The sequence below is a fragment of the Pseudomonas sp. S1_G07 genome, assembly GCF_054668565.1.
Genome location: NZ_CP162778.1, coordinates 4,539,577 through 4,565,624, shown reverse-complemented (window position 1 = coordinate 4,565,624; position 26,048 = coordinate 4,539,577). Strand labels below are relative to the sequence as shown.

General features: G+C 64.5%; 28 protein-coding genes and 2 pseudogenes. 14 read left to right on the top strand and 16 right to left on the bottom strand.

The window, feature by feature from the left end:
- Positions 1-64 precede the first annotated feature (64 nt).
- Positions 65-232 (top strand): annotated as a pseudogene (locus tag AB4O05_RS20660) (DHCW motif cupin fold protein); the annotation flags it as partial.
- A gap of 212 nt (positions 233-444) precedes the next feature.
- Here the strand turns inward: AB4O05_RS20660 and AB4O05_RS20655 are convergent.
- Together AB4O05_RS20655 and AB4O05_RS20650 are read right to left on the bottom strand one after the other, a co-directional pair.
- Positions 445-912: a copper chaperone PCu(A)C gene (locus AB4O05_RS20655; RefSeq protein ID WP_460135621.1), complete on the bottom strand. Its 468-nt coding sequence runs from the start codon at positions 910-912 to the stop codon at positions 445-447.
- Complete coding sequence (locus tag AB4O05_RS20650; protein WP_460135622.1) at positions 912-1,517, bottom strand: SCO family protein; 606 nt, start codon at positions 1,515-1,517, stop codon at positions 912-914. Before AB4O05_RS20650 ends, AB4O05_RS20655 begins: the two co-directional genes overlap by 1 nt.
- A gap of 181 nt (positions 1,518-1,698) precedes the next feature.
- Between AB4O05_RS20650 and AB4O05_RS20645 the strand changes: the two are divergent.
- The 4 genes and pseudogenes from AB4O05_RS20645 to hemN form a co-directional block, all read left to right on the top strand.
- Positions 1,699-1,935: pseudogene (locus AB4O05_RS20645) on the top strand (DUF2946 family protein); the annotation flags it as partial.
- Positions 1,936-2,035: 100 nt separating this feature from the next.
- Positions 2,036-2,479 carry a hypothetical protein gene (locus AB4O05_RS20640; RefSeq protein ID WP_460135624.1) on the top strand — a complete coding sequence of 148 codons (444 nt, stop codon included), beginning with the start codon at positions 2,036-2,038 and terminating at the stop codon, positions 2,477-2,479.
- Between the two features lie 77 nt (positions 2,480-2,556).
- Positions 2,557-3,876 carry an oxygen-independent coproporphyrinogen III oxidase gene (locus AB4O05_RS20635; protein ID WP_460135625.1) on the top strand — a complete coding sequence of 440 codons (1,320 nt, stop codon included), beginning with the start codon at positions 2,557-2,559 and terminating at the stop codon, positions 3,874-3,876.
- The gene (gene hemN / locus AB4O05_RS20630) at positions 3,863-5,248 is read left to right on the top strand and encodes an oxygen-independent coproporphyrinogen III oxidase (protein WP_460135626.1); all 1,386 of its coding nucleotides are present in this window, start codon (positions 3,863-3,865) and stop codon (positions 5,246-5,248) included. Before AB4O05_RS20635 ends, hemN begins: the two co-directional genes overlap by 14 nt.
- 6 nt (positions 5,249-5,254) lie before the next feature.
- On the opposite strand, the gene AB4O05_RS20625 is transcribed toward hemN, so the two are convergent.
- The 11 genes from AB4O05_RS20625 to AB4O05_RS20575 are packed head-to-tail and all read right to left on the bottom strand — an operon-like array spanning position 5,255 to position 14,179.
- Positions 5,255-6,709: a cytochrome D1 domain-containing protein gene (locus tag AB4O05_RS20625; RefSeq protein WP_460135627.1), complete on the bottom strand. Its 1,455-nt coding sequence runs from the start codon at positions 6,707-6,709 to the stop codon at positions 5,255-5,257.
- Positions 6,706-7,545: a uroporphyrinogen-III C-methyltransferase gene (gene cobA, locus AB4O05_RS20620; RefSeq protein WP_460135629.1), complete on the bottom strand. Its 840-nt coding sequence runs from the start codon at positions 7,543-7,545 to the stop codon at positions 6,706-6,708. Before cobA ends, AB4O05_RS20625 begins: the two co-directional genes overlap by 4 nt.
- Positions 7,546-7,589: 44 nt before the next feature.
- Positions 7,590-8,771 (bottom strand): heme d1 biosynthesis radical SAM protein NirJ, encoded by a 1,182-nt coding sequence (gene nirJ / locus AB4O05_RS20615; protein WP_460135630.1) that lies wholly within the window; start codon positions 8,769-8,771, stop codon positions 7,590-7,592.
- Between the two features lie 12 nt (positions 8,772-8,783).
- Positions 8,784-9,284, bottom strand: a complete 501-nt coding sequence (ahbB, locus tag AB4O05_RS20610; protein WP_460135631.1) for a siroheme decarboxylase subunit beta — start codon at positions 9,282-9,284, stop codon at positions 8,784-8,786.
- Positions 9,259-9,702 carry an Lrp/AsnC family transcriptional regulator gene (locus tag AB4O05_RS20605; protein WP_460135633.1) on the bottom strand — a complete coding sequence of 148 codons (444 nt, stop codon included), beginning with the start codon at positions 9,700-9,702 and terminating at the stop codon, positions 9,259-9,261. The genes ahbB (AB4O05_RS20610) and AB4O05_RS20605 overlap by 26 nt, the downstream gene beginning before the upstream one ends.
- Complete coding sequence (ahbB, locus tag AB4O05_RS20600; RefSeq protein WP_460137530.1) at positions 9,695-10,183, bottom strand: siroheme decarboxylase subunit beta; 489 nt, start codon at positions 10,181-10,183, stop codon at positions 9,695-9,697. The genes AB4O05_RS20605 and ahbB (AB4O05_RS20600) overlap by 8 nt, the downstream gene beginning before the upstream one ends.
- Before the next feature lie 23 nt (positions 10,184-10,206).
- Positions 10,207-10,665, bottom strand: coding sequence for an Lrp/AsnC family transcriptional regulator (locus AB4O05_RS20595; RefSeq protein ID WP_460135635.1), 459 nt, complete (start codon positions 10,663-10,665; stop codon positions 10,207-10,209).
- A 1-nt stretch (position 10,666) separates the two neighbouring features.
- The gene (locus AB4O05_RS20590; protein ID WP_460135636.1) at positions 10,667-11,836 is read right to left on the bottom strand and encodes a cytochrome D1 domain-containing protein; all 1,170 of its coding nucleotides are present in this window, start codon (positions 11,834-11,836) and stop codon (positions 10,667-10,669) included.
- Complete coding sequence (locus AB4O05_RS20585) at positions 11,833-12,150, bottom strand: c-type cytochrome (protein ID WP_460135638.1); 318 nt, start codon at positions 12,148-12,150, stop codon at positions 11,833-11,835. Before AB4O05_RS20585 ends, AB4O05_RS20590 begins: the two co-directional genes overlap by 4 nt.
- Before the next feature lie 16 nt (positions 12,151-12,166).
- Positions 12,167-12,481 (bottom strand): c-type cytochrome, encoded by a 315-nt coding sequence (locus tag AB4O05_RS20580; RefSeq protein ID WP_460135640.1) that lies wholly within the window; start codon positions 12,479-12,481, stop codon positions 12,167-12,169.
- Between the two features lie 24 nt (positions 12,482-12,505).
- Positions 12,506-14,179 carry a cytochrome D1 domain-containing protein gene (locus AB4O05_RS20575; RefSeq protein ID WP_460135642.1) on the bottom strand — a complete coding sequence of 558 codons (1,674 nt, stop codon included), beginning with the start codon at positions 14,177-14,179 and terminating at the stop codon, positions 12,506-12,508.
- Between the two features lie 195 nt (positions 14,180-14,374).
- On the opposite strand from AB4O05_RS20575, the gene AB4O05_RS20570 reads away from it, so the two are divergent.
- From AB4O05_RS20570 to AB4O05_RS20550, 5 genes are all read left to right on the top strand, one after another.
- On the top strand, positions 14,375-15,151 hold the full coding sequence (locus AB4O05_RS20570; protein ID WP_460135643.1) for an AAA family ATPase: 777 nt from the start codon (positions 14,375-14,377) through the stop codon (positions 15,149-15,151).
- A complete protein-coding gene (locus tag AB4O05_RS20565; protein ID WP_460135644.1) occupies positions 15,135-15,707 on the top strand; it encodes a cytochrome c oxidase subunit 3 family protein in 573 nt (190 codons plus the stop codon). The genes AB4O05_RS20570 and AB4O05_RS20565 overlap by 17 nt, the downstream gene beginning before the upstream one ends.
- Positions 15,708-15,712: 5 nt before the next feature.
- Positions 15,713-15,946: a cytochrome C oxidase subunit IV family protein gene (locus AB4O05_RS20560; protein ID WP_460164793.1), complete on the top strand. Its 234-nt coding sequence runs from the start codon at positions 15,713-15,715 to the stop codon at positions 15,944-15,946.
- A gap of 98 nt (positions 15,947-16,044) precedes the next feature.
- Complete coding sequence (locus AB4O05_RS20555) at positions 16,045-16,482, top strand: carboxymuconolactone decarboxylase family protein (RefSeq protein ID WP_460135646.1); 438 nt, start codon at positions 16,045-16,047, stop codon at positions 16,480-16,482.
- Between the two features lie 140 nt (positions 16,483-16,622).
- A complete protein-coding gene (locus tag AB4O05_RS20550) occupies positions 16,623-17,402 on the top strand; it encodes an acetoin reductase (RefSeq protein WP_460135647.1) in 780 nt (259 codons plus the stop codon).
- Between the two features lie 505 nt (positions 17,403-17,907).
- On the opposite strand, the gene AB4O05_RS20545 is transcribed toward AB4O05_RS20550, so the two are convergent.
- On the bottom strand, positions 17,908-19,782 hold the full coding sequence (locus AB4O05_RS20545) for a sigma-54-dependent Fis family transcriptional regulator (protein ID WP_460135648.1): 1,875 nt from the start codon (positions 19,780-19,782) through the stop codon (positions 17,908-17,910).
- Positions 19,783-20,091: 309 nt separating this feature from the next.
- Between AB4O05_RS20545 and AB4O05_RS20540 the strand changes: the two genes are divergently transcribed.
- From AB4O05_RS20540 to AB4O05_RS20525, 4 genes are all read left to right on the top strand, one after another.
- The gene (locus AB4O05_RS20540; RefSeq protein WP_460135649.1) at positions 20,092-21,072 is read left to right on the top strand and encodes a thiamine pyrophosphate-dependent dehydrogenase E1 component subunit alpha; all 981 of its coding nucleotides are present in this window, start codon (positions 20,092-20,094) and stop codon (positions 21,070-21,072) included.
- A gap of 23 nt (positions 21,073-21,095) precedes the next feature.
- Positions 21,096-22,115 (top strand): alpha-ketoacid dehydrogenase subunit beta, encoded by a 1,020-nt coding sequence (locus AB4O05_RS20535; RefSeq protein WP_460135651.1) that lies wholly within the window; start codon positions 21,096-21,098, stop codon positions 22,113-22,115.
- On the top strand, positions 22,112-23,215 hold the full coding sequence (locus tag AB4O05_RS20530) for an acetoin dehydrogenase dihydrolipoyllysine-residue acetyltransferase subunit (RefSeq protein WP_460135652.1): 1,104 nt from the start codon (positions 22,112-22,114) through the stop codon (positions 23,213-23,215). Before AB4O05_RS20535 ends, AB4O05_RS20530 begins: the two co-directional genes overlap by 4 nt.
- A gap of 179 nt (positions 23,216-23,394) precedes the next feature.
- Positions 23,395-23,811 (top strand): SRPBCC family protein, encoded by a 417-nt coding sequence (locus tag AB4O05_RS20525; protein WP_460135654.1) that lies wholly within the window; start codon positions 23,395-23,397, stop codon positions 23,809-23,811.
- A gap of 132 nt (positions 23,812-23,943) precedes the next feature.
- Here AB4O05_RS20525 and AB4O05_RS20520 read toward each other — a convergent pair whose 3' ends face one another.
- Positions 23,944-25,338 (bottom strand): sensor histidine kinase, encoded by a 1,395-nt coding sequence (locus tag AB4O05_RS20520; protein ID WP_460135656.1) that lies wholly within the window; start codon positions 25,336-25,338, stop codon positions 23,944-23,946.
- A complete protein-coding gene (locus AB4O05_RS20515) occupies positions 25,316-25,999 on the bottom strand; it encodes a response regulator transcription factor (protein ID WP_010564812.1) in 684 nt (227 codons plus the stop codon). Before AB4O05_RS20515 ends, AB4O05_RS20520 begins: the two co-directional genes overlap by 23 nt.
- Positions 26,000-26,048: the final 49 nt, after the last annotated feature.

The window sequence follows — 26,048 nt, the reverse complement described above, 5'->3', positions numbered from 1 at the left end:
TGCGCTTGCCACCGGGGCTCGACAGCGCCCACCGTTGATCTTCATGGGCAGGACTGCCTGTAGGTGCAAGCGCGGGCATGGGTTGTTGTGCCTGGAAGGCGAGTTGCACACGGAGTTGGAAGACGGCCGCCAGTTCACGCTGACGGCCGGGATGAGTTACCAGGTGGGCAATGACATGGAAGGGCATCGTTCATCGACGAGTGTCGGGGCGAAGCTATTTATCGTGGATTGAGGCGTGACCTTCGCGGCGAGCGAGTTTGCTGTGGCGAGCGAGCTTATTGTGGCGAGCGGGCTTGCCCCGCGTTGGGCTGCGAAGCAGCCCTGAAACCTGCCGACGAGGTCTGTCTGAAGGAACTTCATGATCTTATTGGGGCTGCTTCGCAGCCCAACGCGGGGCAAGCCCGCTCGCCACGGGCGCAGGCACAACCACGCAAATCCGGTGCATCAATGCATCTTGCTGTGGTCCATGCCATCCAGCCCACGTGCCTTGGCCTTGACCTCAACGGTCTGCTTCTCGCCCTTGGCATTCTGCACCGTCAGGGTCAGCGGCACCTGGTCGCCTTCCTTGATCTGGCCGGTCAGGCCCATCAGCATCACGTGGTAGCCGTTCGGGTCGAGCTTGACGGCCTTGCCGGCGGGCAGGGCGACCGAGTCCACCGGGCCCATGCGCATCACGTCGTCCTTCATGCTCATTTCATGGATCTGCACGTCCTTGGCCACCGGCGAGGCCACGCTGAGCAGCTTGCTGTCGCTGTCGGCGGTGAGGGTCATGAACGCGCCGCTGGACGGCTGGCCCGGCACCGAGGCACGAACCCACGCATCGGTCACTTGTACCTGGGCGCTGGCATGCGCGGCGAGCCCCAGCAGGGCGAGGCCGAAGGTGAAGCGTTTGAGGTGTTGAACGGCAGTCATTAGCAGACCTCCATGACGGTGAGCAGGTCTTCTGCGCACTCTTTAGCGGTAAGGGATGCCTGCAAACCCAGGCGCAGGTTGCCACGGGTGTCGAACACGAAACTGGTGGCGGTGTGGGACAGCGTGTAGGTGTCGCCGGCGGGGATCTTTTCATAAAAGATCCCGAATTCCTTGGCGGCCACGGCGATTTCTTCCGGGGTGCCGTACAGCGCTTCGAAGCTGGGGTCGAAGGCCTTGACGTAGCGGTCGAGAATCTCGGGGGTGTCGCGTTCCGGGTCGAGGGTGATAAAGATCACCTGCATGATTTCGCCGTCGCGGCCCATCAGCTTCTTGGCCTGGGCGGCGCGGGCCAGGGTGGTCGGGCACACGGCCGGGCACTGGGTGAAGCCGAAGAACACCACCGGCATCAGGCCACGATAGGAACTGAGGGTGACGGTTTCACCTTGGGTGTTCTTGAGCTTGAAGGTGCGGCCCATGATCTTGTCGCTCAAGTCCTTGCCGTACTTGAAGTCCAGCTTGGGGCTGTTGTCACAACCGGCCAGCAGGCCCATGCCCAGCAGGCTCATGCCGGTCAGGACCTGGCGGCGGGTGAATAACGTACTCATCAACTGTGCATCCTGTGAATCGCCTGCATTGCTCTGGATCTACACATCAGGCTTTGAAAAGGAGTAAACGAGGAGGGCGCCAAGTCTATCAACCCTGGCTATCCCACGTAATCTGCGACGTTCTGCCACAGGGGCAGGCCGCGCCTCACCTTTTTGCTGCGCGGGCGGTAGAGTCGCCGCCCTGAAATCGAACCACCCGGACCGTTCGCTGAGCGCCTGGCCCCTGTACTGCTGCGTGCTGATGAACCTGTTCGTGTGCGGTTTGGGCCATGGTCAGATGATGGGCCAGCAGCTCAACGGCATCGGTGGCGCGTTCTGTTCGGTGGACGGCAAACAGGCGCCACTTTCCGACAAAGGGTTGGGCGGCGCGGCTTCCAGTAACATCTCGAACTACTTTGCCTGCCCAGTGTGCGCCGCAGGTAAGCGCCGTACTTGCAACGCTTGATCGGCATCAAGGCCGCCCCGCGCACCAGCTCGCACACTGGGCTCCCCACGGCCGGTCCCTCTGCGAGGCCATCATGCTCTACCTCCTGTTGTTATTGGCCCACCTGTTCGCCGCGCTGATCTTTATCGGCACGGTGTTTTTCGAGGTGCTGATCCTCGGGCACCTGCACCGGCACTTGCCGCTTCGGGTGATGGTGTTGGTGGAACAGGGCGTGGGACGGCGTGCCCGGGTGCTGATGCCCTGGGTATTGCTGGTGCTGTTCGGCGCGGGGCTGGGCATGGTCTGGCTGCGTTACCTGCCGGCGCTGGCCGCGCCGTTGGCGTCTTCCTTCGGCACCTTGCTGAGCCTCAAGCTGATCCTCGCGGCCAGCGTGCTCGTGCATTTCCTGCTGACCCTGGCGCGGATGCGCCGAGGCACGGTCAGTGCACGCTATGTGCGCGTCATCCACCTGAGCCTGTTCATGCACATGGTCGCGATTGTGCTGCTGGCCAAAGGCATGTTTTACCTGAGCTGGTAGCGACCTTGACGCATATCAAGGTGCGCAGTCAGGTCGCACCGGACAATGGCCCACCGCCGTCCGTTCTGGAGCCCGTCATGCGCAGCCACATTCATCCCATTTGCTTTCGTCAGGACACGGGCGTGCTGGACCTGGCCTGCCGGGCGGACACGCGACGCTTTCATGCCGGTGTCGGCTCTCTCGACCTGCTGCGCGCCTTGCGCGACAGCCGCCAGCGGCAACGCCCCCTGGCGTTGAACCTGCACTGGCCGGCAAGTGAGGCCGGTGCCGACTACCTGCACAACCTCGCCCAGGAGATCCAGCTGATCGGCTGCCAGCTCGGCCCGCGCCAGCCGGTCGACTGCTTTCATCTGCGTGGCGTCGCGCCGCCGGTTGCGCACATCGGGCCATTGATGACGCACTTGCATGAACGCTTCAATTTTCTCGACCGCGACCGTGGCGACTACCGCATCGATCTCGACCCCTGGCACACCGACTGGGCCACCATGGGCCTGCTGCGCGACCACGGGTTCAACCACGCCAGCATCGGCGTGCCAGGCGTGGGCGGCGATGAGCCGCTGTCCCAGGCGCGCTACCAGGACCCGGCGCCTATCGAGTCGCTGGTCGATGCGGCGCGCACCTTTGGCTTTCGCTCGGTGAACATCGACCTCGGCTATGGCCAGGCCTGGCAGACGCCGGCCAGTTTCGACCTGAAACTGGCCAGCCTGATCGCCCTCGAACCCGACCGCCTGCAACTGTTCGATTACGCCCAGGCGCCTGCGCGCTATCAGGGCCTGCCAGCCCAAGCCTCCTGTGGCCAGGCAGAGAAAAGCGCCATGCGCCGCAGTGCCTTCGAGCGCCTGACGGCGACCGGTTATCACTACATTGGCCTGGGCCAGTTCGCCCGCGCCGACGATGATCTCAAGCAAGCCCAGGAGCGCGGGCACCTGAGCCGTAACTGCGAAGGCTTCACCCTGTACGGTTACTGTGACCACATCGGCTTTGGCCTGGGCGCGATCAGCCAGATCGACACGTTGTGTGCGCAAAACACCATGGACCCGCGCCAGTACCGCGAACAGCTGGCCAGCGGTCAGCTCGCCACCTGCCAAGGCGGGTGGCGCGACGCCGTGGACCCGGTGCGCCAGCACGTGGCCGAACGCCTGGCCTGTGACCTGGAGGTGAATATCCAGGCGGTGGAGCGCCGTTACGGCTTGGCGTTTGCGCGCTATTTCGCCCACCTCTGGCCGGTGCTGGAGGCCTTGCACCGCGAGGGCTTTATCGAGGTGTCGCCGACGTTTATCTGGCTGCTGCCCGCCGGCCTGTCACGGGTGGATGCAATCTGTGCGCTGTTTGAACGGGCCTTGCTCGCCCCACCGGGCAGCGCCAACGACGAGGTCATCGAAGATGACAGCATTTGAATTCGACCGTGCCCTGGTGCACAAATACGACCGTCCGGGGCCGCGCTACACGTCGTACCCCACCGCGCCGCAGTTCAACAGCGTGTTTGCCCTGGACGACTACCACCAGGCGGTGCGCGCCAGTCACCAGGTCGCCGTGCCGAAGGCGTTGTCGGTGTACATCCATATCCCGTTCTGCCAGAGCCTTTGCTACTACTGCGGTTGCCACAAGATCATCACCCGCAAGACCCACAGGGCGGTGGAATACGTGGCCTACCTCAAGCGCGAGATCCAGATGCAGGCGGCGTTGTTCGAGCGCTCCCGCTGCCTGACCCAATTGCATTTGGGCGGCGGCACACCGACCTACCTGGACGACACGCAACTGGCCGAGCTGATGGCGTGCCTGGCGGACAACTTCACCCTCGACAGCAGCGAGGCCCATGAGTTTTCCATCGAGGTGGACCCGCGCACCATCAGTGTCGAGCGGATCAACACCTTGCGGCGGCTGGGCTTCAATCGCCTGAGTTTCGGCGTGCAGGATTTCGATGCGGAGGTGCAGGCGGCGGTCAACCGCCAGCAGAGCGAAGCGCAGATCCTGCAACTGGTGGCGGCCGCGCGTGAGGCACGCTTCAAGTCCGTGAGTGTCGACCTGATCTACGGCCTGCCGCTGCAGACCGTGGCCAGTTTTGACGTGACCTTGAGCAAGCTGATCGCCCTGCGCCCCGACCGGGTGGCGGCCTACAGCTATGCGCACCTGCCGAGCCAGATCCGCGCCCAACGCATGATCCGCCCCGAAGACATGCCGCCGCCGGCGCGCAAGCTGGAGCTGCTGGAACTGACCATTCGCCGCCTGACCGACGCCGGTTACGTCTACATCGGCATGGACCACTTCGCCTTGCCCGAGGATGAACTGGCCTTGGCCCGCGCCAATGGCACTCTGCAGCGTAACTTCCAGGGCTACTCCACCCATGCCGATTGCGACCTGATCGGCCTGGGTGTATCGGCCATCGGCAAGGTTGGCGACAGCTACAGCCAGAGCGTCAAGGAGTTGTCCCAGTACTACGCGCGCCTCGATGCCGGGATGCTGCCGGTGCAGCGCGGTTATCGGCTCAACCCCGATGACGTGCTGCGCCGCGAGGTGATCAATGGCCTGATGTGCGACGGTCGGGTGGATTACGCTCGGGTCGAAGCGGCCCATGGCATTCGTTTCAGCGAGTACTTTGCCGACGCCTTGCTGCAGTTGGATGAGCAGGTAACGGACGGGTTATTGCAGGTTCAGGCCGATGCGCTGCAACTGCTGCCCAAGGGCCAACTGATGGTGCGCAGCGTGGCCATGGCCTTCGATGCCTACCTGGGCGGCGCGCACAAAGGCCAGTTTTCCCGCACGGTTTGACCGCGTTCAGTGTGATGTGCCTTCGGCAAACTCGACCTTGTTGCCCACGTTGTATTTGCCCGACGGTTTGTTCATGGGGATGCGCTTGACCTCCTTGAGCGTCTGGCTGTCGTACACAATCAGCGCGCCCTCCGTGGCCCAGATGCTCAGCAGCAGATACCGGCCATCGCGGGTAAATTCCACATGGGCTGCCGTCTTGCCGGGCATCGGCCGCAGGGTATGGGCGATTTCCAGGGTCTGCTTGTCGATCAGATGAATCGCATCGTTGTCCGGGCCGAAAAACACGTCGCTCCACACATAGCGCGAGTTCACGTGGCTGCGCATGAAAAAGCCCGGCCCGAGGGTGGGGATCTGCTTGATCAGCGTCCAGGTGTCGAGGTCGATCACCGAGATCTGCCCCTTGCTGATATTCGGCGTGGCAAATACCCAGTGGCCGTTGCGTTGCCAGTAAGTGCCGGAGCCCAGGTGCGGCATGCCTGCCAACGGAATATCGGTGACCACCGCGCCTGAATCCAGGTCAATCACCTGGCCGCCACCGGCCTTGCGCGAGGTGGCTACCAGTTGGCGGTAATCCGGGGAGAACGAAAAGTCATCGAGCACGTCCTGGGCCTGGATACGTCGCGGTTCGAAACGGGGCTGGGCGTCGGCGTAGGACAGCTCCCAGACCTCGTTCACGTCCTTGAGCGCCACGATAAAACTGCTGCGCGGCGGCGCGGTGTACACCGCACTGACCCGCGAGCCGGTGGGCAGGGTCTTGACCAGCGACAGGTCGCGGGCATCGAGCACTACCAGGTTGCCCGGCAGGTAATTACCGGCCAGCACCCAGCGCCCGTCCTTGCTCACCGCCAGGTTGCGGGTGTTGAGGCCCACGCGGATTTCGGCGATCAACTTGAGGTTGTGCAGATCGTACTGGCTGATCCAGCCGTCCCGCGAGGCGAAGTACACAAAGCGCCCATCCGGGGAAAATTTCGGCCCGCCGTGTACCGCGAAGTGGGTGGGGAAACGGTCCAGTACGCTGAAGGTGTCACCGTCGAGAATAGTGATGTGATGATCACCGGACTCCACCACCACAAACAGGTTGAGCGGGTCGGCGTGGTGCTGGGGCGTGCTCGGCAGTTGGCTGAGGTCGGCCAGCACGGTGTGGCTGGCGCGAATCGCCGGTTCATCCCAGGTTGCCGGCGAGTCGGGCGGTTGTTGCAGAAATGTCGCCAGGCCGTCGATCTGCGCCGCACTCAGCTGTGGAGCAAAGGCGGCCATCTGGCTGGCGGGGCGCCCTTGTTCGATGACCTTACGCACTTCCTCGGGCTTGATTCGCCCCAGGCTTTCCGGGAGCAGCGCCGGCCCCGTCGCGCCGATGCGATTGAGGCCGTGGCAGCTTGCACAGTAGTGGTTGTAGTCCTCGGCGGGTGTGCCGTGGGCGGCCGTGGCCCACAGCCAGGGCACCAGCAGCAGGCGCTTCATGCCAGCACCGCTTCAGGGGCCGGCGCCAGGCTGGCCGGGAAGTGCAGCGCGACGCCGGCAAACAGGCTGACGACATGGCCGATCACCGTCAGCGTGGGGATGCCAGGTGCGCAGTCCGCCGCCAGGGTCGGCAGTTCGCGCAGGGTGCCGCGCGCCACCTGCTGGTCGGCGCGGGCGCCATTGCTGATCAGCGCGGCCGGGGTGTCTGCCGGCAGTCCCGCCGCCACCAGGTGTTCGGCGATCAGCGCCAGGTTCGACAGGCCCATGTAGAACACCAGGGTCTGGCTCGGCTCGGCCAGGCTGGCCCAGGGCAGTTTCAAGGCGCCGTCGCGTTGCAGGTGGCCGGTGACGAAACGGCAGGAGTTGACCAGGTCGCGGTGAGTCAGCGGGATCCCGGCGTAGGCGCTGCAACCGGAGGCGGCGGTGATCCCCGGCACCACCTGGCACGGAATGCCCCGCGCCAGCAGGTATTCCAGTTCCTCGGCGCCGCGCCCGAAGATAAACGGGTCGCCGCCCTTGAGGCGCACCACCCGTTGGCCGTCGTCGGCCAGTTCGGCCAGCAGCCCGTTGAGCTGATCCTGGGGCAGGCTATGGCAGCCGCTGGCCTTGCCCACGTAATGACGGGCGCAGGTCAGTGGGATCAGGGCCAGCAGTTCGGCGCTGATCAGGCGGTCGAACACCACCGCGTCAGCCTGCATCAGCAGGCTCCAGGCGCGCAGGGTAAGCAGGCGTGGGTCACCGGGCCCGGCGCCCACCAGTGCGACTTCGCCAGGGTGGAAGGGGCTGTGCAGACTGGCCGGCAGGCCAGTTGAAGAGTGGGCGTTTGAAGTGTGCATGCGACGTCCTTGGTTCATCATCAGGGTGGCGGCCCCCGGTTGTGTCACCGGGTGGTCGAGCAAGGGATCAGGCTGGGTGGCTGGCGGGCGATTTCGTCGTCGCTGAGATGGCAACCGGGGTCCGGGCCCCACAGGTCGCCGTCGGCCCAGGCGCGGGTGCGCGTGTTGCCGTTGCAGATCGCCAGCCAGCGGCATTCGCTGCAACGCCCGCCGATGTCGCGCGGGTGTTGGCGCAGGCGCAGCAGCAATGGGTCGGGCTGCTCCAGCCAGAGTTGGCGGAAGGGGGTGTTGCGCACGTTGCCCACCGAGTGCTGCCACCAGTAGGTGTCCGGGTGCACTTCGCCGGTGTTGTCGATATTGGCAATGCCGCTGCCCGACGCATTGCCGCCCCAGCCATGCAGCAGCTGTTCGAGCTGCGGGTAATGCTCGGGCAAGTGACGGTGCACCCATTGCAGCAACAACACGGCATCGGCGTCGTTATTGCCGCTGACAAAATCGCTGTTCACGCCGTGTTCAATATCGCTCCAGGCCTGCTGGAAGATCAGCGCCATGGCATCGCGGCTCATCTGCCGGTGGGCGTCGAGCTGGCGGCTGCGCTTGCCGCGCCCGCTGTAGTTGAGGTGCGACAGATAAAACTTTTGCACGTCGTAGCGGCGCATCAGCGCCAGCAATTGTGGCAACTGCGCATGGTTGGCCTGGGTCAGGGTGGTGCGCAGGCCCACGCGAATCCCGGCTTCTCGGCACAGGCCAATGGCGTGCATCGAGCGCTGGAAACTGCCGTGCAGCTGGCGGAACGCATCGTGGGTCGCTTCCAGGCCGTCGATGCTGATGCCCACGTAGTCGAAGCGCGCGGCGGCGATCTGGCGGATATTCTGTTCATCGATCAGCGTGCCGTTGGTCGACAGCGCCACAAAAAAGCCCTTGTCGCGGGCATAGGCACTCAGCTCGAACAGGTCCTCGCGCAACAGCGGCTCGCCACCGGAGAGGATCAACACCCGCACGCCGGCCGCGTGCAGGTCATCGATCACGCGCAGCGCCGTCGCAGTGTCCAGTTCATCGCGGAACACACTGTCGGCGCTGGTGGCGTAACAGTGTTTGCATGTGAGGTTGCAGCGCCGCAGCAGGTTCCAGATCACCACGGGCGCGCGGTGCTTGCCGGGAACTGAGGCAGGGGGCGGCGGGCATTGCCCGGCCAGGGTGCGCAGGTACTGACTGATCCGCAGCATGGGGCGCTCCTTCTAGTGTGAGGGGGGCAGGCGCAGGCCGGTTTTTTTCAGGATACGACTGCTCACCAGCATCTCGTCGGCGCGGCAGGCCGGCCCCAGCAGCAAGCGCAGGTGGTCGCGGTAGCGGTCGATTTCCTCGCGGCTGCGCCCATGCACCATGGCAAACAGGTTGTAGGGCCAATCGGGGCGACGTGGCCGGCGGTAGCAATGGCTGACACACAGCTGGGCGCCGAGCAACTCGCCCAGGCGCGGCACGTGTATATCGGCCACGTCCCACACGGTCATGCCATTATGCCGATAGCCCAGGCGGTAGTGGTTGGGCACGGCGGCGATGCGTCGGATCGCGCCTTCGGCTTGCAGGCGCTTGAGCAGGTCGAGGGTCGATTCGACGCTGATACCCAACTGCTCGGCGAGCCAGGCCCAGGGATCTTCCACCAACGGCAGGCCACTCTGGGTGAGCGCGACCAGGCGCAAGGCCAGGCGCTGGTCAGACCGGGAAATACAGACCGACATGGTAGGTGTGCTCCTTGGGCAGATTGAGCACCGTCAACCCGGTCAGGGCCTCGATGCGGGACAGGGTGGCGGCCAACTCCGTTTCGCTGGCGCAGGCCAGCACGAACCACATATTCCAGTGGTGTTCGCGACGGTAGTTGTGGGCCACCTGCGGCAACGCATTGAGCTGCTCGGCGAGTGTCTCGAACCGCGCCTCGGGCACTGCGAGCGCCGCCAGGGTGAAGGCGCCACCGAGACGCTCGATGTCGAACATCGGGCCAAAGCGCGTGAGCACGCCGTCTTCGAGCAAGTCGTGCAGGCGGTCGAGCACTTCGCTCACCGGGCTCTGCAGTTCTTCGGCCACCTGCAGCCATGGCTGGCGTACCAGTGGCAAACCGTGTTGCAGGCGGTTGATCAGGCGTCGATCGAACTCATCCATGGGCCCATACCTGCGACGGTGGCGGCGCGAATCGCCCGCCGCATTGCTTGAAGGCGCGGGTACTGAACAGCAGTTGGTGGGGCAGGTCGCTGAGCAAGTGCTGGGCCAGCAGGGCGTGGATCTGCGCCTCGACCACCCCGCGCTCGCGCCCATGAACCATGCAAAACAGGTTGTAGCGCCACTGCGGCAGGCGCCGGGGGCGCTGGTAACACAGGTTTACGCCGGGCGCGCGGCCCAGGCGCGCACCGACTTCATCGACCAGCGCATCCGGCACATCCAGCACCAGCATGGCATTGGCCACATAGCCCAGGGCACGGTGGTTGAGCACCAGGCCCACGCGGCGGAACAGGCCCTGGTCGCGCCATTGCTGCATTTGTTGCAGCACCTGATCGTGATGGGCGCCGATCTGTTCGGCGAGGTCGGCGTAGGGGCGCGCGACGATGGGCAAGCCGCGCTCCAGGCACTGGCGCAGGTCGAGCATCTGCGCGTGGTTCAACGGTGTGATCACGGATGCTCTCCCAGTGAGAAACCCAGATCGATGCGGTAGGCGGTGAGCATCGGCAGGTCCAGCGGGGTGAGGCCGGTGTCTTTCTCCAGCTCATCGAGGATGTGTTGCAAGTGCTGGCGATGGGGCCCGGTGATCACGAACCACAGGTTGTAGCGATGCTCGCGGGCATAGTTGTGATTGACCTCGGGATACTGGCTGACGCGCCGCGCCACCTGTTCCAGGCGCTCCAGTGGCACCGCCAGGGCCGCCAGGGTGCTGGCGCCGGCGCGGCTGTGGTCGAACACCGGGCCGATGCGCGAGAGCGCGCCGGCCAGTTCCAGGCGTTGCAGGCAGCTCATCAACTCGGCTTCATCGCACCCCAGCACCTGGGCCATTTCCCGGTACGGTTCGGCGCACAGCGGCATGCCGTGTTGGTAACGCTCGATCAGTCGACGGCTGAGCAGGTCAAGGTCCATCTCAATACCCCGTTTTTTGCGCGCGGCTGCTGAAGAAAATGCCACTGGGGCTCAAGGCCGGCAGGCTCTTGAGCCGTGTCAGGCGATACGGGTCCCAGACCTGTACCTCGTCGCCGTCGCGCACCGACAGCCACAGCTGTTCGCCACGCCCGGTGAATTCCATATGCAGTACGCCGGGGCCGGGGCGCAGGTCGGCGACGATCTGGTGGGTTTCACTGTCGATCACCTGCACCCGGTCGTTGTCCGGGTAGGCGAAGTTGACCCACAGCTGGCGCCCATCGGGGCGCGCGGTGACGAAAATCGGTTGGCCGGCCACGGCAATGGCGGCGGTCTGCTGCCAGTTGCGCGCGTCCATCACCAGCACCTGATGCCTGCCCACGGCGGGCACGAAGGCCTGGTTGTCGGCCACGGCCCAGCCTTCCAGATGGGGCATTTTGTACACCGGCAGCCTGGCCTGGCCGCGTCCGTAATCCTTCAGCACGCGGGTGATGCCGCGTTCGGGGTGCCACAGGTCGAGCTGGGCCATGCCGTCTTCACCGAACAGACCGGCCAGGTAGTAACGGCCGTCGGCGGTGATCAGGGCGTCATAGGGTTGCTCGCCAATGCCTGTGAAACGGGTGATGGTCGGCGTGGGCCCCTGGCTGAAATCCGCGCTCCAGATCTCGCCGCTGTCGAACAGGCTGAACACGAAGCGCTGGCCAGGCGCGTCCACCAGGCCGACCACCCGCGAGCGCTTGCCATCGGCCAGGAGGGTTGCGGGTATATCCGCGACTTGCCGCAAGGTGTCGGCATCGAACACCTTGACCCCGCCGGGCACATAGTTGGACACGGCGATCAGGCGCCCATCCTGGCTGATCGCGCCGCCGATGCTGTTGCCGCCCTGGACGATGCGTTTTTCAATGCGTTGGCGCAGCAGGTCGACTTTGGTCAGGCCGCCGTCACGGCCAAACACATAAGCGTGGCGCTGGTCGCGGGAAAACACCACCGAGGCGTGGGACAGATCGCCCAGCCCGTCGATGCGCGCCAGTTCGCGCATGCCGGTGGTTTCGATAACCTGCACGCTGCCGCTGGCGCGTTCGATCACCAGGCCCAGGTCGCCGCTGCCGCGCAACGGTGGTTGGCTGCAGGCACCGAGCAACAGGCAGATGGATAACAACGCGGGACGCATCATGGTGCGGGGCTTCCTTGCAAGAGGCGGTCGACCAGCCAGGCGATTTCGCTGGTGCTGAGCAATGGCGCCCAGCCCGGCATCGCGCGGGCAGGGCGGCCATAGGTGACGGTGGCAATCAGGGTGTCGCGGTGTAGCCCGGCCAGGGCCTGGGGTGTCAGCGCCGGGCCCAGGCCGCCGGTGAGGTGCAGGCCATGGCAGGCGCCGCAGTCCTGGGTCAGCAGGCGTTCCAGTCGCCGGGCATCCACCGCCGCGCCGGCGGGGTCGCAAATCAGCAGGAGCAGCGCCATGGCCGCACCGATCATCGAGACTTTCATGGCGCACTCCTTGTGGTTACTTCAACGTCAGGACCCACTCGGCCAATACCTTGGCTTCGTCGTCCGTCACCTGGTTCGGCGGCATCGGAATCGGCCCCCAGGTGCCCTGGTTGCCGTTCTTGATGTGGCTGGCCAGGGTGGTGGCGGCGTCCTTCACGCCGGCATTCTTTGCGGCCACGTCCTTCAAGGCGGGCCCCACCAGCTTGCTGTCGATGGTGTGGCAGCCGACGCAGGGTTTGCTGCTGAACAACCCTGGCCCGTCTTGTGCCTGGGCCGGTTGCAGGATGAGTGCAGCCGCGCAGGCGAGCAGTGCGAGGAGAGTATTTGGCATGGGCGTACCTCGTGTTGATGGGGCTCAATAGATATCGTGTTGGGTGTTGAAGACGTTGAACTTGCCGGTCGGCGTGATCAGGCGCTTGTCCTTGATCACCTGCTTGAGCTTCAAGGTCTTGTCATCGATCACCACCAGCGCCGATTCCTCGGTCTGGCCGTTCCACACCGAGAACCACACCTCGTCACCGGCCTTGTTGTATTCCGGTTGCACCACCCGTAATGCGCCTTGCTGGATCCCGGAGTACTCGGCAATCGGCAGCACGGTGTAGCCCTTGTCGAGCTGGTTGATATCGAACACCGCCACCGACTGGCTGAGCTTGGCGTCGGGGTTGAGGGTGGTGTCGACATAGAGGTGATGGGAGTTGGGGTGGGTCTTGATAAACAGCGAACCGCCGCCCTGGCCCTTGAGGGACTCAACCTGTTTCCACGCGTATTGCTTGTGCTTGATCGGGTCGGTGCCGATCACCGAAATGCCGCCGTCGCCCAAATGGCTGGTGGCCCACACCGGCCCATAGTGCGGGTGGATAAAGTTGGCGCCCCGCCCTGGGTGCGGGGTTTTGCCGACGTCCACCAGCGCGGTGAGCCTGCGCGCCTTGGAGTCGATCACCGCCACCTTGTTGGAGTTGTTCGCTGCCGTCATGAAGTAGCGGTGGGTGCTGTCCCAGCCGCCGTCATGCAGGAACGGCGCGGCGTCGATGGTGGTGATGGTGAGGTTCTTGATGTCCTGGTAATTGACCAGCATCACCTTGCCGGTTTCCTTGATATTGACGATGAATTCGGGCCATTCATGGGAGGCGATGATCGCCGCCACGCGTGGCTCGGGGTGGTACTCCTGCTTGTCCACGGTCATGCCGCGGGTCGACACGATCTGCTTGGGCTCCAGGGTCTCGCCGTCCATGAGGGTGAACTGCGGCGGCCAGTAGGAACCGGCAATCGCGTACTTGTCCTCATAGCCCTTGAACTTGGAGGTCTCTACCGAGCGTGCCTCGATGCCCACCTTGATCTCGGCGACTTTGGTCGGCTCCAGTGGCCACAGGTCGATCATGTCGATCTTGGCATCGCGGCCGATCACCAACAGGTAGCGGCCCGACGCAGAGATGCGCGAGATGTGCACGGCGTAGCCGGTGTCGATGAGCTTGATGATCTGCTTGGTGTCGCCGTCCACCAGAGCGATCTTGCCGTCATCGCGCAACGTGACCGAAAACAGGTTTTGCAGGTTGAGCGTATTGAGCTGCTTTTTCGGCCGGTCTTCAGGCTTGACCAGCACCTTCCAGGTCTTGAGGGTCTCGGCCATGCCCCATTCCGGCGGGGTGGGTGGCGCATGCTGGAGAAAACTGGCCATGGTGGTGATCTGCGCCTTGGTCAGCGCATTGGAGGTGCCCCAGTTCGGCATGCCGGCGGGGGAGCCATAGGTGATCAGCGCTTCCAGATAGGCCTGGCCACGCGCCTGGGTGATGTCCGGTGTCAGCGGTTTGCCGGTGGCGCCCTTGCGCAGCACGCCGTGGCAACCGGCGCAGCGTTCGAAGTAAATCTGCTTGGATGTATCGAAGTCGGCCTGGCTCATGTCCGCGGCACCGGCGGTGGTCACCATGGCCGGCTGTGCGCCGCCATGGGCCAACAGGGGCAGTGCCAGGGCCAGTGCGCAGCTCAGGCCGGCGAGGCTCGGGGTGAAATTCTTTTTAGTGCGAGTCAGCATTCCATTTACTCCTCAGGCGAGACCTTTGCGGTGCCGCGCAACAGGGTGCGGGGCGCAGGTTCTTAGTGCCCGGCCAGACTAGGGTGCGGCGTCGCAATGCTCGCTTGACGGCGATCAAGTTTGCCCTGGGTGGCACTTGCCAGGTTGTCGCAGGCGCCCGTAGCGTGGCCGTCAAACCCGCCTTGGATATGCCCGATGACCGAGCCCTTCTACCAACCCCTCGACAACGAACGGCACTTGTTCGAACACGCCTGGAAGCACCGCATGCCGGTGCTGATCAAGGGCCCCACCGGCTGCGGCAAGACCCGCTTTGTGCAGCACATGGCGCACCGCCTCAACCTGGCGCTGTACACCGTGGCCTGCCACGACGACTTGAGCGCCGCCGACCTGCTTGGCCGCCATCTGATCGGCAGCGACGGCACCTGGTGGCAGGACGGCCCGCTGACCCGCGCCGTGCGCGAAGGCGGCATCTGCTACCTCGACGAAGTGATCGAGGCACGCCAGGACACCGCCGTGGTGCTGCACCCGATTGCCGACGAACGCCGCGAACTGTTCCTGGAACGTACCGGCGAAGTGCTCAAGGCACCGCCGTCATTCATGCTGGTAGTGTCGTACAACCCCGGCTACCAGAACCTGCTCAAGGGCATGAAACCGAGCACGCGCCAGCGCTTTGTGGCGATGCGCTTCGGCTACCCGCCAGCGGCCGACGAGGAGCGCATCGTCGCCCGCGAGGCCAGCGTGGATGTGGCGCTGGCCGCCCAGGTGGTGCGCCTGGGCCAGGCGTTGCGCCGCCTCGATCAGCACGACCTGGAAGAAGTCGCCTCCACGCGCCTGCTGATCTTTACCGCACGCTTGATCGGCGCCGGCATGAGCCCGCGCGACGCCTGCCTGGCGTGCCTGGCCGAGGCGTTGAGCGACGACCCGCAGACCGTCGCGGCGCTGATGGACGTGGTGGATGTGCACTTTGCCTGAGCGGCGCCGCCTGCCCGGCGACCTGGCGATGTGGTTTTTCATCCTCGCCGAACTGTCGGTGTTTGCCCTGCTGATCCTGGCGTTTGCCGTGGCCCAGCGGCTCAACCCCGAGGTGTTCGCTCTGGGGCGTGCGCAACTGGATACCTCCACGGGGTTGGCAATGACCCTCAGCCTGTTGACCGCCGGCACGCTCGCGGCGCTGGCGGTGCAGCGGGTACGCCAAGGCCGGGCACGCCAGGGCGGCGTCTGGTTGTGCGCGGCATGGCTGGTGGCGCTGGTCTACGTGTGGATCAAACTCGCCGAATACGCTCACCTGGCCGCTGCCGGGCTGGGGCTTGAACACAGCACGTTCTTCACCTTGTACTGGATCCTCACCGGCTTTCACTTTCTGCATGTGCTGCTCGGCATGGCGATCCTCGCTTGGCTTGCCTGGCGTTGTTGGCAACGGGCTTACCAGGCGCCGCGTTTGAGCGGGCTGGAGTCCGGGGTGCTGTATTGGCACATGGTGGACCTGGTGTGGGTGGTGCTGTTTCCGTTGGTGTATGTGATGGGGTGAAGTCGATGGCAGGGGTCAAGGGGCTGCTCGTGTGCTGGGGGATGTTGCTGGCGCTGAGTGTCGGCACCGTACTGAGCGGCGCGGCCGGGTTGTGGTGGGCGGTGTTGGCGCTGGCGGTGGCCAAGGCGTGCCTGATTGCCGATGGTTTTATGGAGTTGCGCCACGGGCCACGGATCTGGCGTGTGGCGATGCTGGGATGGGCAATGGCGGTCGTGGGCTTGATTGGCGTGGTGGGGTAGGCACATTGGTCACCTGTTCTTCCCCTGAATTGGATATTTCTCGCGCCGGCGGCGATGACTAACCTGGCGACCAATCCCAACCGTCCTGGAGCCTCACCATGCAAGCCCGCACCGATTTCTACACCGCCTCGCCAGATGCCATGAAAGCCATGCTCGCCCTGGAAGCCGCCGTCGGCAAACTGTCGATCGAGCTGCCCCTGCTGGAACTGATCCGCCTGCGGGTGTCGCAGATCAACGGCTGCGCCTTCTGCCTGGACATGCACACCGCCGATGCGCGCAAGGGCGGGGAGACCGAGCGTCGCCTGTATACCCTGTCGGCCTGGCGCGAAACGCCGTTTTTCACCCCGCGTGAACGCGCGGCACTGGCCTGGGCCGAAAGCCTGACCCTGCTCAGCCAGACCCATGCGTCGGATGCAGACTTCACGGCGCTGGCCGCCGAATTCAGCCCCCAGGAACAGGTCGACTTGAGTGTGGCCATTGCCACCATCAACAGCTGGAATCGCCTGGCGGTGGGTTTTCGCAAGATGCCTAAGTAACGCCTCGCCCCTGTAATAGCCATCGACCTGGGGGGCTGAGACGACCCGTCTCAGCCCCCACGCCGATCCCTGCGCGCCTCGACAGCCAGGGCTTGCACCTGCGATAGACGAGTCTTCTTTCATCATTGCAGGAGATCGTCATGAGTATTGCTGGAAAAGTTGCGCTGGTGACCGGCGCCGGGCAGGGCATTGGCCGCGCCATCGCCCTGCGCCTGGCCCAGGACGGTGTCGATATCGCCCTGGTGGACATCAATGGCGCCAAGCTCGACGCCGTGGCCGCCGAGGTCGTGGCATTGGGACGCAAGGCGGCGGTGTTCATCGCCGACGTGTCCCGGCGCGAACAAGTGGTGGCGGCGGTCGAGCATGCGCACCAGAGCCTGGGGGGCTTCGACATCATCGTCAACAACGCCGGGGTGGCGCAGATCGATTCGCTGCTGGAGGTGAGCCCGGAACAGGTCGAGCGTACCCTGGGCATCAACGTGCAAGGCGTGTTGTGGGGCATCCAGGCCGCCGGCAAGAAGTTCAAGGCACTCAAGCAGAAGGGCAAGATCATCAATGCCTGCTCCATCGCCGGCCATGAAGGGTTTGCACTGCTGGGCGTGTACTCGGCGACCAAGTTCGCCGTGCGCGCCCTGACCCAGGCGGCGGCCAAGGAACTGGCGAGCGACGGGATCACGGTGAATGCCTATTGCCCTGGCGTGGTAGGCACCGACATGTGGGTCGAGATCGACAAGCGCATGGCCGAGATCACCGGCGCTGAAGTGGGGGCAACTTACAAGAAGTACGTGGACGGCATCGCCCTGGGACGCGCGGAAACGCCGGAGGATGTGGCGGGGTTGGTGGCGTTCCTGGCCGGGCCGGATGCGGACTATATGACCGGGCAATCGCCATTGATCGACGGTGGCCTTGTCTACCGCTGAGCCCTGAAGATCTACTCGATCCAATGCGGCAGCTGGCTTGCCCACGGGCCCCGTTCGGCATGGGCACTGACCTGTCACTTTTGTAGGAGCGAGCTTGCTCGCGAAAAACCCGAGAACGCCGCAGGGGGGCAGGCTTCCCGCGTTATCGTTGAGGTTCTTCGCGAGCAAGCTCGCTCCTACAGTGGGGCCTGGGTGCACCCGCTCGGCATGGGCACTGGCCGGTCACTTTTGTAGGAGCGAGCTTGCTCGCGAAAAACCCGAGAACGCCGCGGGGGATCAGGCTTCCCGCGTTATCGTTGAGGTTCTTCGCGAGCAAGAACTAGGCGTCCCTCGCTCCTACAGGGGTACATGGGCGGTCGCCTGCGATGGCGGTGTATCAGTAGACCCCTATGCCACCTGACCCACCGCTATTGCGGGCAAGCCCCAATGCCAGTCAGTTAAGGAGGAACACTGTAACTGTGGCGAGCGGGCTCGCCACAAAGGTCGCGTTTGCTGCGCGACAGCGCTACGTCGAGGAGGAGGTGGTTTTGCCGGGCATGTCGATGCCCAGTTGATTGACACGCCGGTACAGGGTTGCCCTGGAAATCCCCAGCGCCTGCGCCGTCGGCAATGGCTTCCAGCGATGTCGGATCAACGCATCCAACACTGTCTGTCGTTCCGGGCTGACACTGTGTTCGGCCAGGGTTTCGACCTGCTCACCGCGAACCTCCACCGGCAAATCCGTCAGTTGCAGCGTGCCGCCTTCGCATACCGCGCAGGCATACGCCAGCACATGCCGCAATTGCCGCACATTACCCGGCCAGGCGTAGCCCAGCAGCACTTCCAGCGCGGCCTGGCCGATACCTGGCGACACGCCGCCCGCGCGCGTTTCCTGCTCCAGCAGGCGGTTGATCAAGGCCAGCTTGTCGGTGCGCTCGCGCAAGGGCGGCAGGCAGAAGCGCGCGCAGCCGAGGCGAAAATACAGGTCTTCGCGAAAGCGCCCCTCGCTGACCAGCACCGCCAGGTCACGGTGGCTGGCGCAGACCACCTGGATATCCACGGTGCGGGTCTTGGCCCCGCCCAGGGGCGCCACTTCACCCTCGGCCATCACCCGCAGCAAACGTGTTTGCAAGGCCAGTGGCATGTCGCCGATCTCGTCGAGGAACAGCGTGCCGCCGTCGGCCTGCAGCAACAGCCCCGGCATGCCTTTGCTCGACGCGCCGGTAAAGGCCCCGGCCACATAGCCGAACAGCTCGCTTTCAATCAGGGTTTCCGGGATCGCCGCGCAATTGACCGCCACGAACGGGCCGTTGCGCCGCGCGCTGCGGGCATGCAGCTGGCGGGCGAAGACCTCCTTGCCGACGCCGGTTTCCCCTTGCACCAGCACCGGCAGGTTACGGTCCTTGACGCGCACGGCCAGGCGCAGGTGTTCCTCCACGCGCGGGTCGACCTGGGTGTCGGGCAGCGCCCGCGAGGGCTTGCGGCACGGCGTGTTGACACGCGCGTGCAGCACGCCTGGCCCGCCCAGCCAGGGCAGTTGCCGGGCCGATTGAGCGGTGACCGCGCGCAAGGCATCCAGGTCGAACACTTCGCCGATATGCGTCGGCACCTGGCCGAAGCGCAGGCGCAGGGCCTGGCGTGCCTTGCTGTTCAAGGCCTGCAGGCGGCCGTCGTGGTCCCAGGCCAGCAGCAGGTCGGGCTGGCTGTCCACATAGCCGGGTGTGCTGTGGGCCTGGAGCACCCAGTGCTGGCGGGCGCTGTGCATGAAGAAGGCGTTTTCGATGGCCTGCGCGCTCTGCGTCACCATCTGCCGCACCAGGTGCTGGCTGCGCCGGTCGTCCGGGGACTTGAGCGCCGAGGCGTCCATCACCCCCAACAGGTTGCCCTGGGGGTCGAAGATCGGCGCGGCGGAACAGGTCAGGCCGATAAACGCCGCGCGAAAGTGATCGCGCTTGTGCACGGTCACCGCCGCCTTGCTGGTGAGCACCGCCGCCACCCCGCAGGTGCCTTCTTCGGCTTCCGACCAGCAGGTGCCCAGGTACAGGCCGGCCTTGCGGCAATCGGTGCGAATCGCCGTGTCGACGCGGTGGTCGATGGTCTGGCCCTGGGCGTCGGTGAGCAGCACGCAGTAATCGGCGTGGCGCACGCGGTGGTGGAGTTGGCCGACTTCCTCGCTGGCGATGCGCATGAACAGCTCGGCGCGTTCGCGGCACTCCTTGAGCAAGGGCTCGGTGAGAATGCGCGGCCCCTGCAGCGAGCCGGGGTCGAGGTGATGTTGCTCCATGGAGCGCCGCCATGAATCGAAAATCAGCGACGGCACCGGCGCCTGGGGCAGGCGCTCGGCATTGCGGACCACGCGACTGACGCAGTCGACGTGCTCTCTGGAGTTCGCGGCGAACATAAGGCCTCCGGTTCTCGATCTTTGTTGTTATGCCCGCCATTAAGCGCCCGTGGGCGCGGCGGGACAAGCACGGCCTGACCAACCGCGGCGGCTGAGACGCAGCGTCTCATTTGCGCTGAGACGCTGCCTGCGCATTGCAATGCCCGGTCTCATTCCACCCAGACAGGATGGCTGCGGGCAACCGCGCGGCACTGCTCTGGGTCAAGGCTTTGCCAGGTTTTATCGGACCTTGGCACAGGCTGTGCTGAACCGCTTGCAGCTGGCCGCAGCCAGCCTTTTGTGTGTCGAGACAACCTGGAGAACAACAAGATGTCCACCCACCTGTCCACCGATCAATTGCTGCATGCCTACACCGTGATGCGCACCATCCGTGATTTCGAGGAACGCCTGCATGTGGAGTTCGCCACCGGCGAGATCCCCGGTTTCGTGCACCTGTACGCCGGCCAGGAAGCCAGTGCGGCCGGGGTCATGGCCCACCTCAACGATGACGACTGTATCGCCTCCAACCACCGTGGCCACGGCCATTGCATTGCCAAGGGCGTGGACGTGTTCGGCATGATGGCCGAGATCTACGGCAAGAAAACCGGGGTGTGCGGCGGCAAGGGCGGCTCCATGCACATCGCCGACCAGGAGAAGGGCATGCTCGGCGCCAACGGCATTGTCGGGGCCGGTGCGCCATTGGCCGCCGGTGCCGCGCTGGCCGCCAAGCTCAAGGGCAGCCAGGGCGTGGCCGTGGCGTTCTTTGGCGACGGCGGTTCCAACGAGGGTGCGGTGTTCGAGGCGATGAACCTGGCCGCGATCATGAAACTGCCGTGCCTGTTCGTTGCCGAGAACAACGGCTATGCCGAAGCCACCGGTTCCGGCTGGTCGGTGGCGTGCAAGGACATTGCCGAGCGCGCCGTGGGGTTTGGCATGCCGGGGGTGATCGTCGATGGCAATGATTTTTTCGCCGTGCACCAGGCGTTGGATGTGGCGGTGGCGCGTGCGCGCAGGGGCGAAGGGCCGACCTTGGTCGAGGTCAAGTTGAGCCGCTTCTATGGCCACTTCGAAGGCGATGCGCAAACCTATCGCGGCCCGGATGAGGTGAAAAACCTGCGCGAATCCCACGATTGCCTGGCGCTGTTCCGCCAGCGTTGCAGCGCCGAAGGCTGGTTGGACGCCGCGCAGTTCGAACGCATCGACGCCGAGGTGGCGCAACTGATCGAAGACGCCGTGCGCCTGGCCAAGTCCGATCCCAAGCCCCAGCCCGGCGACCTGCTCAGTGATGTCTACGTCGCGTACCGCGCCTAACAACAATCGTCGGAGAGACTTTCATGGCTCGCAAAATCAGTTATCAGCAGGCAATCAACGAAGCCCTGGCCCAGGAAATGCGCCGGGACCAGAGTGTGTTCATCATTGGCCAGGATGTGTCCGGCGGCACCGGCTCCCCCGGCGAGCAGGACGCCTGGGGCGGTGTGCTCGGGGTGACCAAAGGCCTGTACCCGCAATTCCCTGACCGTGTGCTGGATGCGCCGTTGTCCGAAGTCGGCTACGTCGGCATGGCGGTCGGCGCCGCCACCCGTGGCATGCGCCCGGTGTGCGAGTTGATGTTCGTCGACTTTATCGGCTGCTGCCTCGACCAATTGCTCAACCAGGCCGCCAAGTTCCGCTACATGTTCGGCGGCAAGACCACCACGCCGCTGGTGGTGCGCGCCATGTACGGCGCCGGCCTGCGCGCCGCTGCCCAACACTCGCAGATGCTCACCTCGATGTGGACGCACATTCCCGGCCTGAAGGTGGTGTGCCCGGCCACGCCCTATGACGCCAAGGGCATGCTCATCCAGGCGATCCGCGACAACGACCCGGTGATCTTCCTCGAACACAAGATGCTCTACAGCCTCCAAGGCGAGGTACCGGAAGAGCTGTACACCGTGCCTTTCGGCGAAGCCAACTTTGTCCGCGAAGGCCGCGACGTGACCCTGGTGACCTACGGGCGCATGGTGCACATCGCCCTGGAAGCCGCCACCAACCTCGCCCGGCAAGGCATCGACTGCGAAGTGCTGGACCTGCGCACCACCAGCCCGCTGGACGAAGACAGCATCCTCGAAAGCGTGGAGAAAACCGGGCGCCTGGTGGTGATCGACGAGTCCAACCCTCGCTGTTCCATCGCCACCGACATCAGCGCACTGGTGGCCCAGCAGGGCTTTGCCTTCCTGCGCGCGCCGATCGAAATGGTCACCGCGCCGCACACCCCGGTGCCGTTCTCCGACGCCCTGGAAGACCTGTACATCCCCAACGCCGCGAAGATCGAGGCCGCTGTGCTGAAGATCGCCGACAAGAGGAGCGCCGCATGATCCATACCCTGACCATGCCCAAGTGGGGGCTGTCGATGACCGAAGGGCGCATCGACGTCTGGCTCAAGCAACCCGGCGACCGGGTGGAGAAGGGCGAAGAGGTGCTCGATGTCGAAACCGACAAGATCTCCAGCAGTGTCGAGGCGCCGTTCAATGGCGTGCTGCGCCGCGTGTTGGCGTTGAGCGATGAGACCTTGCCGGTGGGCGCGCTGCTGGGGATTGTGGTGGAAGGCGAGGCCACGGAAGCGGAGATCGACGCGGTGATCGACAGCTTTAACGCCGGCTTCGTGTCGAATGCCGCCGAAGCCGAAGCGTGCGGGCCGAGTGCGCAGAAAGTCGAACTGGGCGGGCGCTTGTTGCGCTACCTCGACCAGGGCGAGGGCGGTACGCCGCTGGTGCTGGTGCATGGCTTCGGCGGCGACTTGAACAACTGGCTGTTCAACCAACCGGCGCTGGCCGCCGAGCGTCGAGTGATCGCCCTCGACCTGCCGGGGCATGGCGAGTCGGGCAAGCACCTGCACACGGGCGATGCCGAGGAGTTGAGCCAGGCGGTGCTGGCGTTGCTTGATCACCTCAAGCTCGACCGCGTGCACCTGGCCGGGCACTCGATGGGCGGGCTGGTCAGCCTGACGCTGGCCGGCCAGGCACCGGGGCGGGTTGCCTCATTGATCCTGATCGCCAGCGCCGGGCTTGGCGCGGATATCAATGGCGATTACCTGCAAGGTTTTACCGACGCCGCCAACCGCAACGCGCTCAAGCCGCAGTTGGTGCAACTGTTCAGCGACCCGGCGCTGGTCACGCGGCAGATGCTTGAAGACATGCTCAAGTTCAAACGCCTGGAAGGCGTGGATCTGGCGCTGCGCCAGCTCAATGCGCAACTGTTCGAAGGCGGGCGACAGCGCCTGGATCTGCGCAACGTGGTGGGGCAGCAACCCAGCCTGGTGATCTGGGGCAACGACGATGCAATCATCCCGGCCGGCCATGCCCAAGGGTTGGAGGCGCAGGTGGAGATATTGCCGGGGCAGGGGCATATGGTGCAGTTGGAGGCGGCGGAGCGGGTCAACCAACTGATCTCGGCCTTCCTCAAATCTCAGCCCTGATCGAGATCAACTGTGGGAGCTGGCTTGCCTGCGATGCAGTGTTTCAGGCACACCGAGTGGATGCCATCGCAGGCAAGCCAGGTTGGGGAGGTTGTGGTATCGGTTGCGGGAAATGATGCATTTAAGGGGTTTGCGTGGCAGGCTGGGCAACGTTTTCCTACGACTTTTGGAGATTTACCGTGCCAACAGCATCTGCAGTGATTGAAATCCCGGTATCGGCCGATACGGTCTGGCAACTGGTCGGCGGCTTCAACAGCCTGCCGGACTGGTTGCCGTTGATCGCCAAGAGCGAGCCAGGCGAAGGCGGCCGCGTGCGTCACCTGACAACCGCCGACGGCGGTGTGATCGTCGAGCGTTTGCAGACGTTCGATAACGTGGCGCGCACCTACAGCTACACCATCGAGCAATCGCCGTTTCCGGTGAGTGCGTACCTGGCGACGGTGCAGGTCGAGGCGTTGACGGAGTCGTCGGCGAAGGTGACGTGGTCGGGTGTATTTACCCCGGCGGCGGGGACTACAGACGAGGCTGCAGAAGCCTTGTTTGCTGGCGTCTACAGCGGCGGCCTGGAAGCATTGCGCGCCAATTTCCCGGCCTGAGACGCACTGTAGGAGCGGGCTTGCCCGCGAAAATCGCCAACGATAACGCGTGCAGCCTGGGTAAATGCGGTGTGTTTGGGGTTTTCGCGAGCGAGCTCGCTCCTACAACAACGGCTTGTTTTTCGGGGGCGTTCAGGTGTCGGGCATCAGCTGCTGGCGGCACTCCAGTATCAAGCGTGCGCCACCGCTGGCGCTGCTGCCCACTTCCAGCTTGAACCCATGCAAGTTGATGATCGCCGCCACAATCGACAGGCCCAGGCCAAACCCGCCTGACTGGTCGCTTTCGTCCACCCGGTAAAAACGTTGAAACACCGCCTTGCGTTCGGCTACCGGTATGCCTGGGCCGGAGTCGTGCACTTCGATACGCGTGCTACCGGTATCGTTGGTCGCGCGCAGAATCACTTCGCCGCCCGGTGGGGAGAACTTGATCGAGTTGCTCAGCAGGTTGGCCAAGGCTTCGAACAGCAACGCGCGGTCGCCGGTGATCCACGGCAGGGACTCCGGCGTATCCAGCACCAGCTGCAGCTCGCCTTCCTCGGCCAGGGGCAGGTAGAAGTCATGCAATTCGCGCAGCAGCGGCAGCGGGTCCATCATCAGGAAGCCCGAGCGACGCTGGTGGTCTTCCAATTCCGAAATGCGCAACAACCCGCGAAAGCGCGCCATCAGGGTATCGGTTTCGGCGATGGCATCGTCCAGTTGCAGCGCATGCGTGGACTCGGCTTCGGCTTGCTGCTTGATCCGGTACAACTGCGCGCGCAGGCGGGTCAGCGGGGTGCGCAGGTCGTGGGCGATGTTGTCGCACACGCCCTTGACCTCGTTCATCAGCTTTTCGATACGATCGAGCATGGCATTGACGATGGCCGCGAGCATGTCCAGTTCATCACGCCGATTCGACAGCGGCAGGCGGTGCGTGAGGTCTCCGGCGACAATGGCTTCGGCGCTGGCCTGGATCCCGCGAATCCGTCGCAACGGGCGGCGGCGCAACAAATGCCAGCCGGCGGCGCCGGGGATAATCGTCAAGGACAGCGCCCACAGCAGCGCATGCCAGATGATCCGGGTCACGCCGAACAGCGAGCCGTTGGCGCGCACCAGCACCAGCCAGCGGCCGTCGTCGGTGTGGGTGGCCACGGCGTCGCAGCTGTCCCTGGGCAGTTTGGGGTCGTCGGACTCGACGCAATTGGCCAGGCTGTGAATCTTGCCGTCCAGCGGCAGGTCTGGCGGTATCGCGTGGATCGGCCCGTTCAAGGGATGAAATCGTTCATCGAACAGGCCATAGGCGTCCACGCCCTTCATGTCGAAGGTCATGCTGGTGGTCAGGGCATCCACCAACTCTTCACTGTCGAAACGCTGGAACAGGTGCTGGCGCTGCATGAGCGAATGGCGCGACAGGTCGCTCAGGTAACCGGATACCTCGTAGTACAGCACCCCCATGAGGATGCAGCTCCAGGCCACGAACAGCGAACTGTACAGCGCCAGCAGGCGGCTGCTGGATGAGCGCCAGCCCTTAGAGGGGTTCAGCAATGACATAACCGGAACCTCGCACCGTGCGGATCAGCGGTGTGAGGCCCGGCGGGTCGATCTTCTTGCGCAGGCGACCGATGTGCACATCGATCAGGTTGGTGCCCGGATCAAAGTGGTAACCCCAGACTTCTTCGAAGATCATCATCCGCGACAGGATCTGCCCGGTGTTACGCATCAGAAATTCCAGCAGTTTGTATTCGGTAGGCAACAGGCTCAGCGGTTGGTCGGCGCGGCTGGCTTCGCGGCTGATCAGGTTCAGTTCCAGGTCGGCCACGCGCAGCGCGGTTTCGAATTCCTTGACCGTGCTTTTGCGGCGCAGCAGCACTTCGACGCGGGCAGCCATTTCATCGGAAGCGAAGGGCTTGGTCAGGTAGTCATCGCCACCGGCGCGTAAACCGCGCACGCGCTCGTCGACATCGGAGAGGGCGCTGATCATCAGGATCGGCGTCGACACACCGATGGTGCGCAGGGTGGTGACGATGGCCAGGCCATCGAGTTCCGGCAGCATGCGGTCGAGGGTGATCAGGTCGTAATCACCACTGACGGCACGGACCAGGCCTTCACGGCCGTTGTCCACCCAATCGACATCCAGTCCATGGCTACTCAGCTCGGCGACGATCTCGCGGGCCGTTACGGCGTCATCCTCGATGGTCAAAATGCGGGTCATAGGAGTACCTGGTGAGCGATTCACACTAGAAGTAAAAGCATTTTGCCAA

Coding starts and splice junctions, on each gene's coding strand:
- AB4O05_RS20655 (WP_460135621.1), bottom strand. CDS start 912: ATGACTGCCGTTCAACACCTCAAACGCTTCACCTTCGGCCTCGCCCTG.
- AB4O05_RS20650 (WP_460135622.1), bottom strand. CDS start 1,517: ATGAGTACGTTATTCACCCGCCGCCAGGTCCTGACCGGCATGAGCCTG.
- AB4O05_RS20640 (WP_460135624.1), top strand. CDS start 2,036: ATGCTCTACCTCCTGTTGTTATTGGCCCACCTGTTCGCCGCGCTGATC.
- AB4O05_RS20635 (WP_460135625.1), top strand. CDS start 2,557: ATGCGCAGCCACATTCATCCCATTTGCTTTCGTCAGGACACGGGCGTG.
- hemN (WP_460135626.1), top strand. CDS start 3,863: ATGACAGCATTTGAATTCGACCGTGCCCTGGTGCACAAATACGACCGT.
- AB4O05_RS20625 (WP_460135627.1), bottom strand. CDS start 6,709: ATGAAGCGCCTGCTGCTGGTGCCCTGGCTGTGGGCCACGGCCGCCCAC.
- cobA (WP_460135629.1), bottom strand. CDS start 7,545: ATGCACACTTCAAACGCCCACTCTTCAACTGGCCTGCCGGCCAGTCTG.
- nirJ (WP_460135630.1), bottom strand. CDS start 8,771: ATGCTGCGGATCAGTCAGTACCTGCGCACCCTGGCCGGGCAATGCCCG.
- ahbB (WP_460135631.1), bottom strand. CDS start 9,284: ATGTCGGTCTGTATTTCCCGGTCTGACCAGCGCCTGGCCTTGCGCCTG.
- AB4O05_RS20605 (WP_460135633.1), bottom strand. CDS start 9,702: ATGGATGAGTTCGATCGACGCCTGATCAACCGCCTGCAACACGGTTTG.
- ahbB (WP_460137530.1), bottom strand. CDS start 10,183: ATGCTCGACCTGCGCCAGTGCCTGGAGCGCGGCTTGCCCATCGTCGCG.
- AB4O05_RS20595 (WP_460135635.1), bottom strand. CDS start 10,665: ATGGACCTTGACCTGCTCAGCCGTCGACTGATCGAGCGTTACCAACAC.
- AB4O05_RS20590 (WP_460135636.1), bottom strand. CDS start 11,836: ATGATGCGTCCCGCGTTGTTATCCATCTGCCTGTTGCTCGGTGCCTGC.
- AB4O05_RS20585 (WP_460135638.1), bottom strand. CDS start 12,150: ATGAAAGTCTCGATGATCGGTGCGGCCATGGCGCTGCTCCTGCTGATT.
- AB4O05_RS20580 (WP_460135640.1), bottom strand. CDS start 12,481: ATGCCAAATACTCTCCTCGCACTGCTCGCCTGCGCGGCTGCACTCATC.
- AB4O05_RS20575 (WP_460135642.1), bottom strand. CDS start 14,179: ATGCTGACTCGCACTAAAAAGAATTTCACCCCGAGCCTCGCCGGCCTG.
- AB4O05_RS20570 (WP_460135643.1), top strand. CDS start 14,375: ATGACCGAGCCCTTCTACCAACCCCTCGACAACGAACGGCACTTGTTC.
- AB4O05_RS20565 (WP_460135644.1), top strand. CDS start 15,135: ATGTGCACTTTGCCTGAGCGGCGCCGCCTGCCCGGCGACCTGGCGATG.
- AB4O05_RS20560 (WP_460164793.1), top strand. CDS start 15,713: ATGGCAGGGGTCAAGGGGCTGCTCGTGTGCTGGGGGATGTTGCTGGCG.
- AB4O05_RS20555 (WP_460135646.1), top strand. CDS start 16,045: ATGCAAGCCCGCACCGATTTCTACACCGCCTCGCCAGATGCCATGAAA.
- AB4O05_RS20550 (WP_460135647.1), top strand. CDS start 16,623: ATGAGTATTGCTGGAAAAGTTGCGCTGGTGACCGGCGCCGGGCAGGGC.
- AB4O05_RS20545 (WP_460135648.1), bottom strand. CDS start 19,782: ATGTTCGCCGCGAACTCCAGAGAGCACGTCGACTGCGTCAGTCGCGTG.
- AB4O05_RS20540 (WP_460135649.1), top strand. CDS start 20,092: ATGTCCACCCACCTGTCCACCGATCAATTGCTGCATGCCTACACCGTG.
- AB4O05_RS20535 (WP_460135651.1), top strand. CDS start 21,096: ATGGCTCGCAAAATCAGTTATCAGCAGGCAATCAACGAAGCCCTGGCC.
- AB4O05_RS20530 (WP_460135652.1), top strand. CDS start 22,112: ATGATCCATACCCTGACCATGCCCAAGTGGGGGCTGTCGATGACCGAA.
- AB4O05_RS20520 (WP_460135656.1), bottom strand. CDS start 25,338: ATGTCATTGCTGAACCCCTCTAAGGGCTGGCGCTCATCCAGCAGCCGC.
- AB4O05_RS20515 (WP_010564812.1), bottom strand. CDS start 25,999: ATGACCCGCATTTTGACCATCGAGGATGACGCCGTAACGGCCCGCGAG.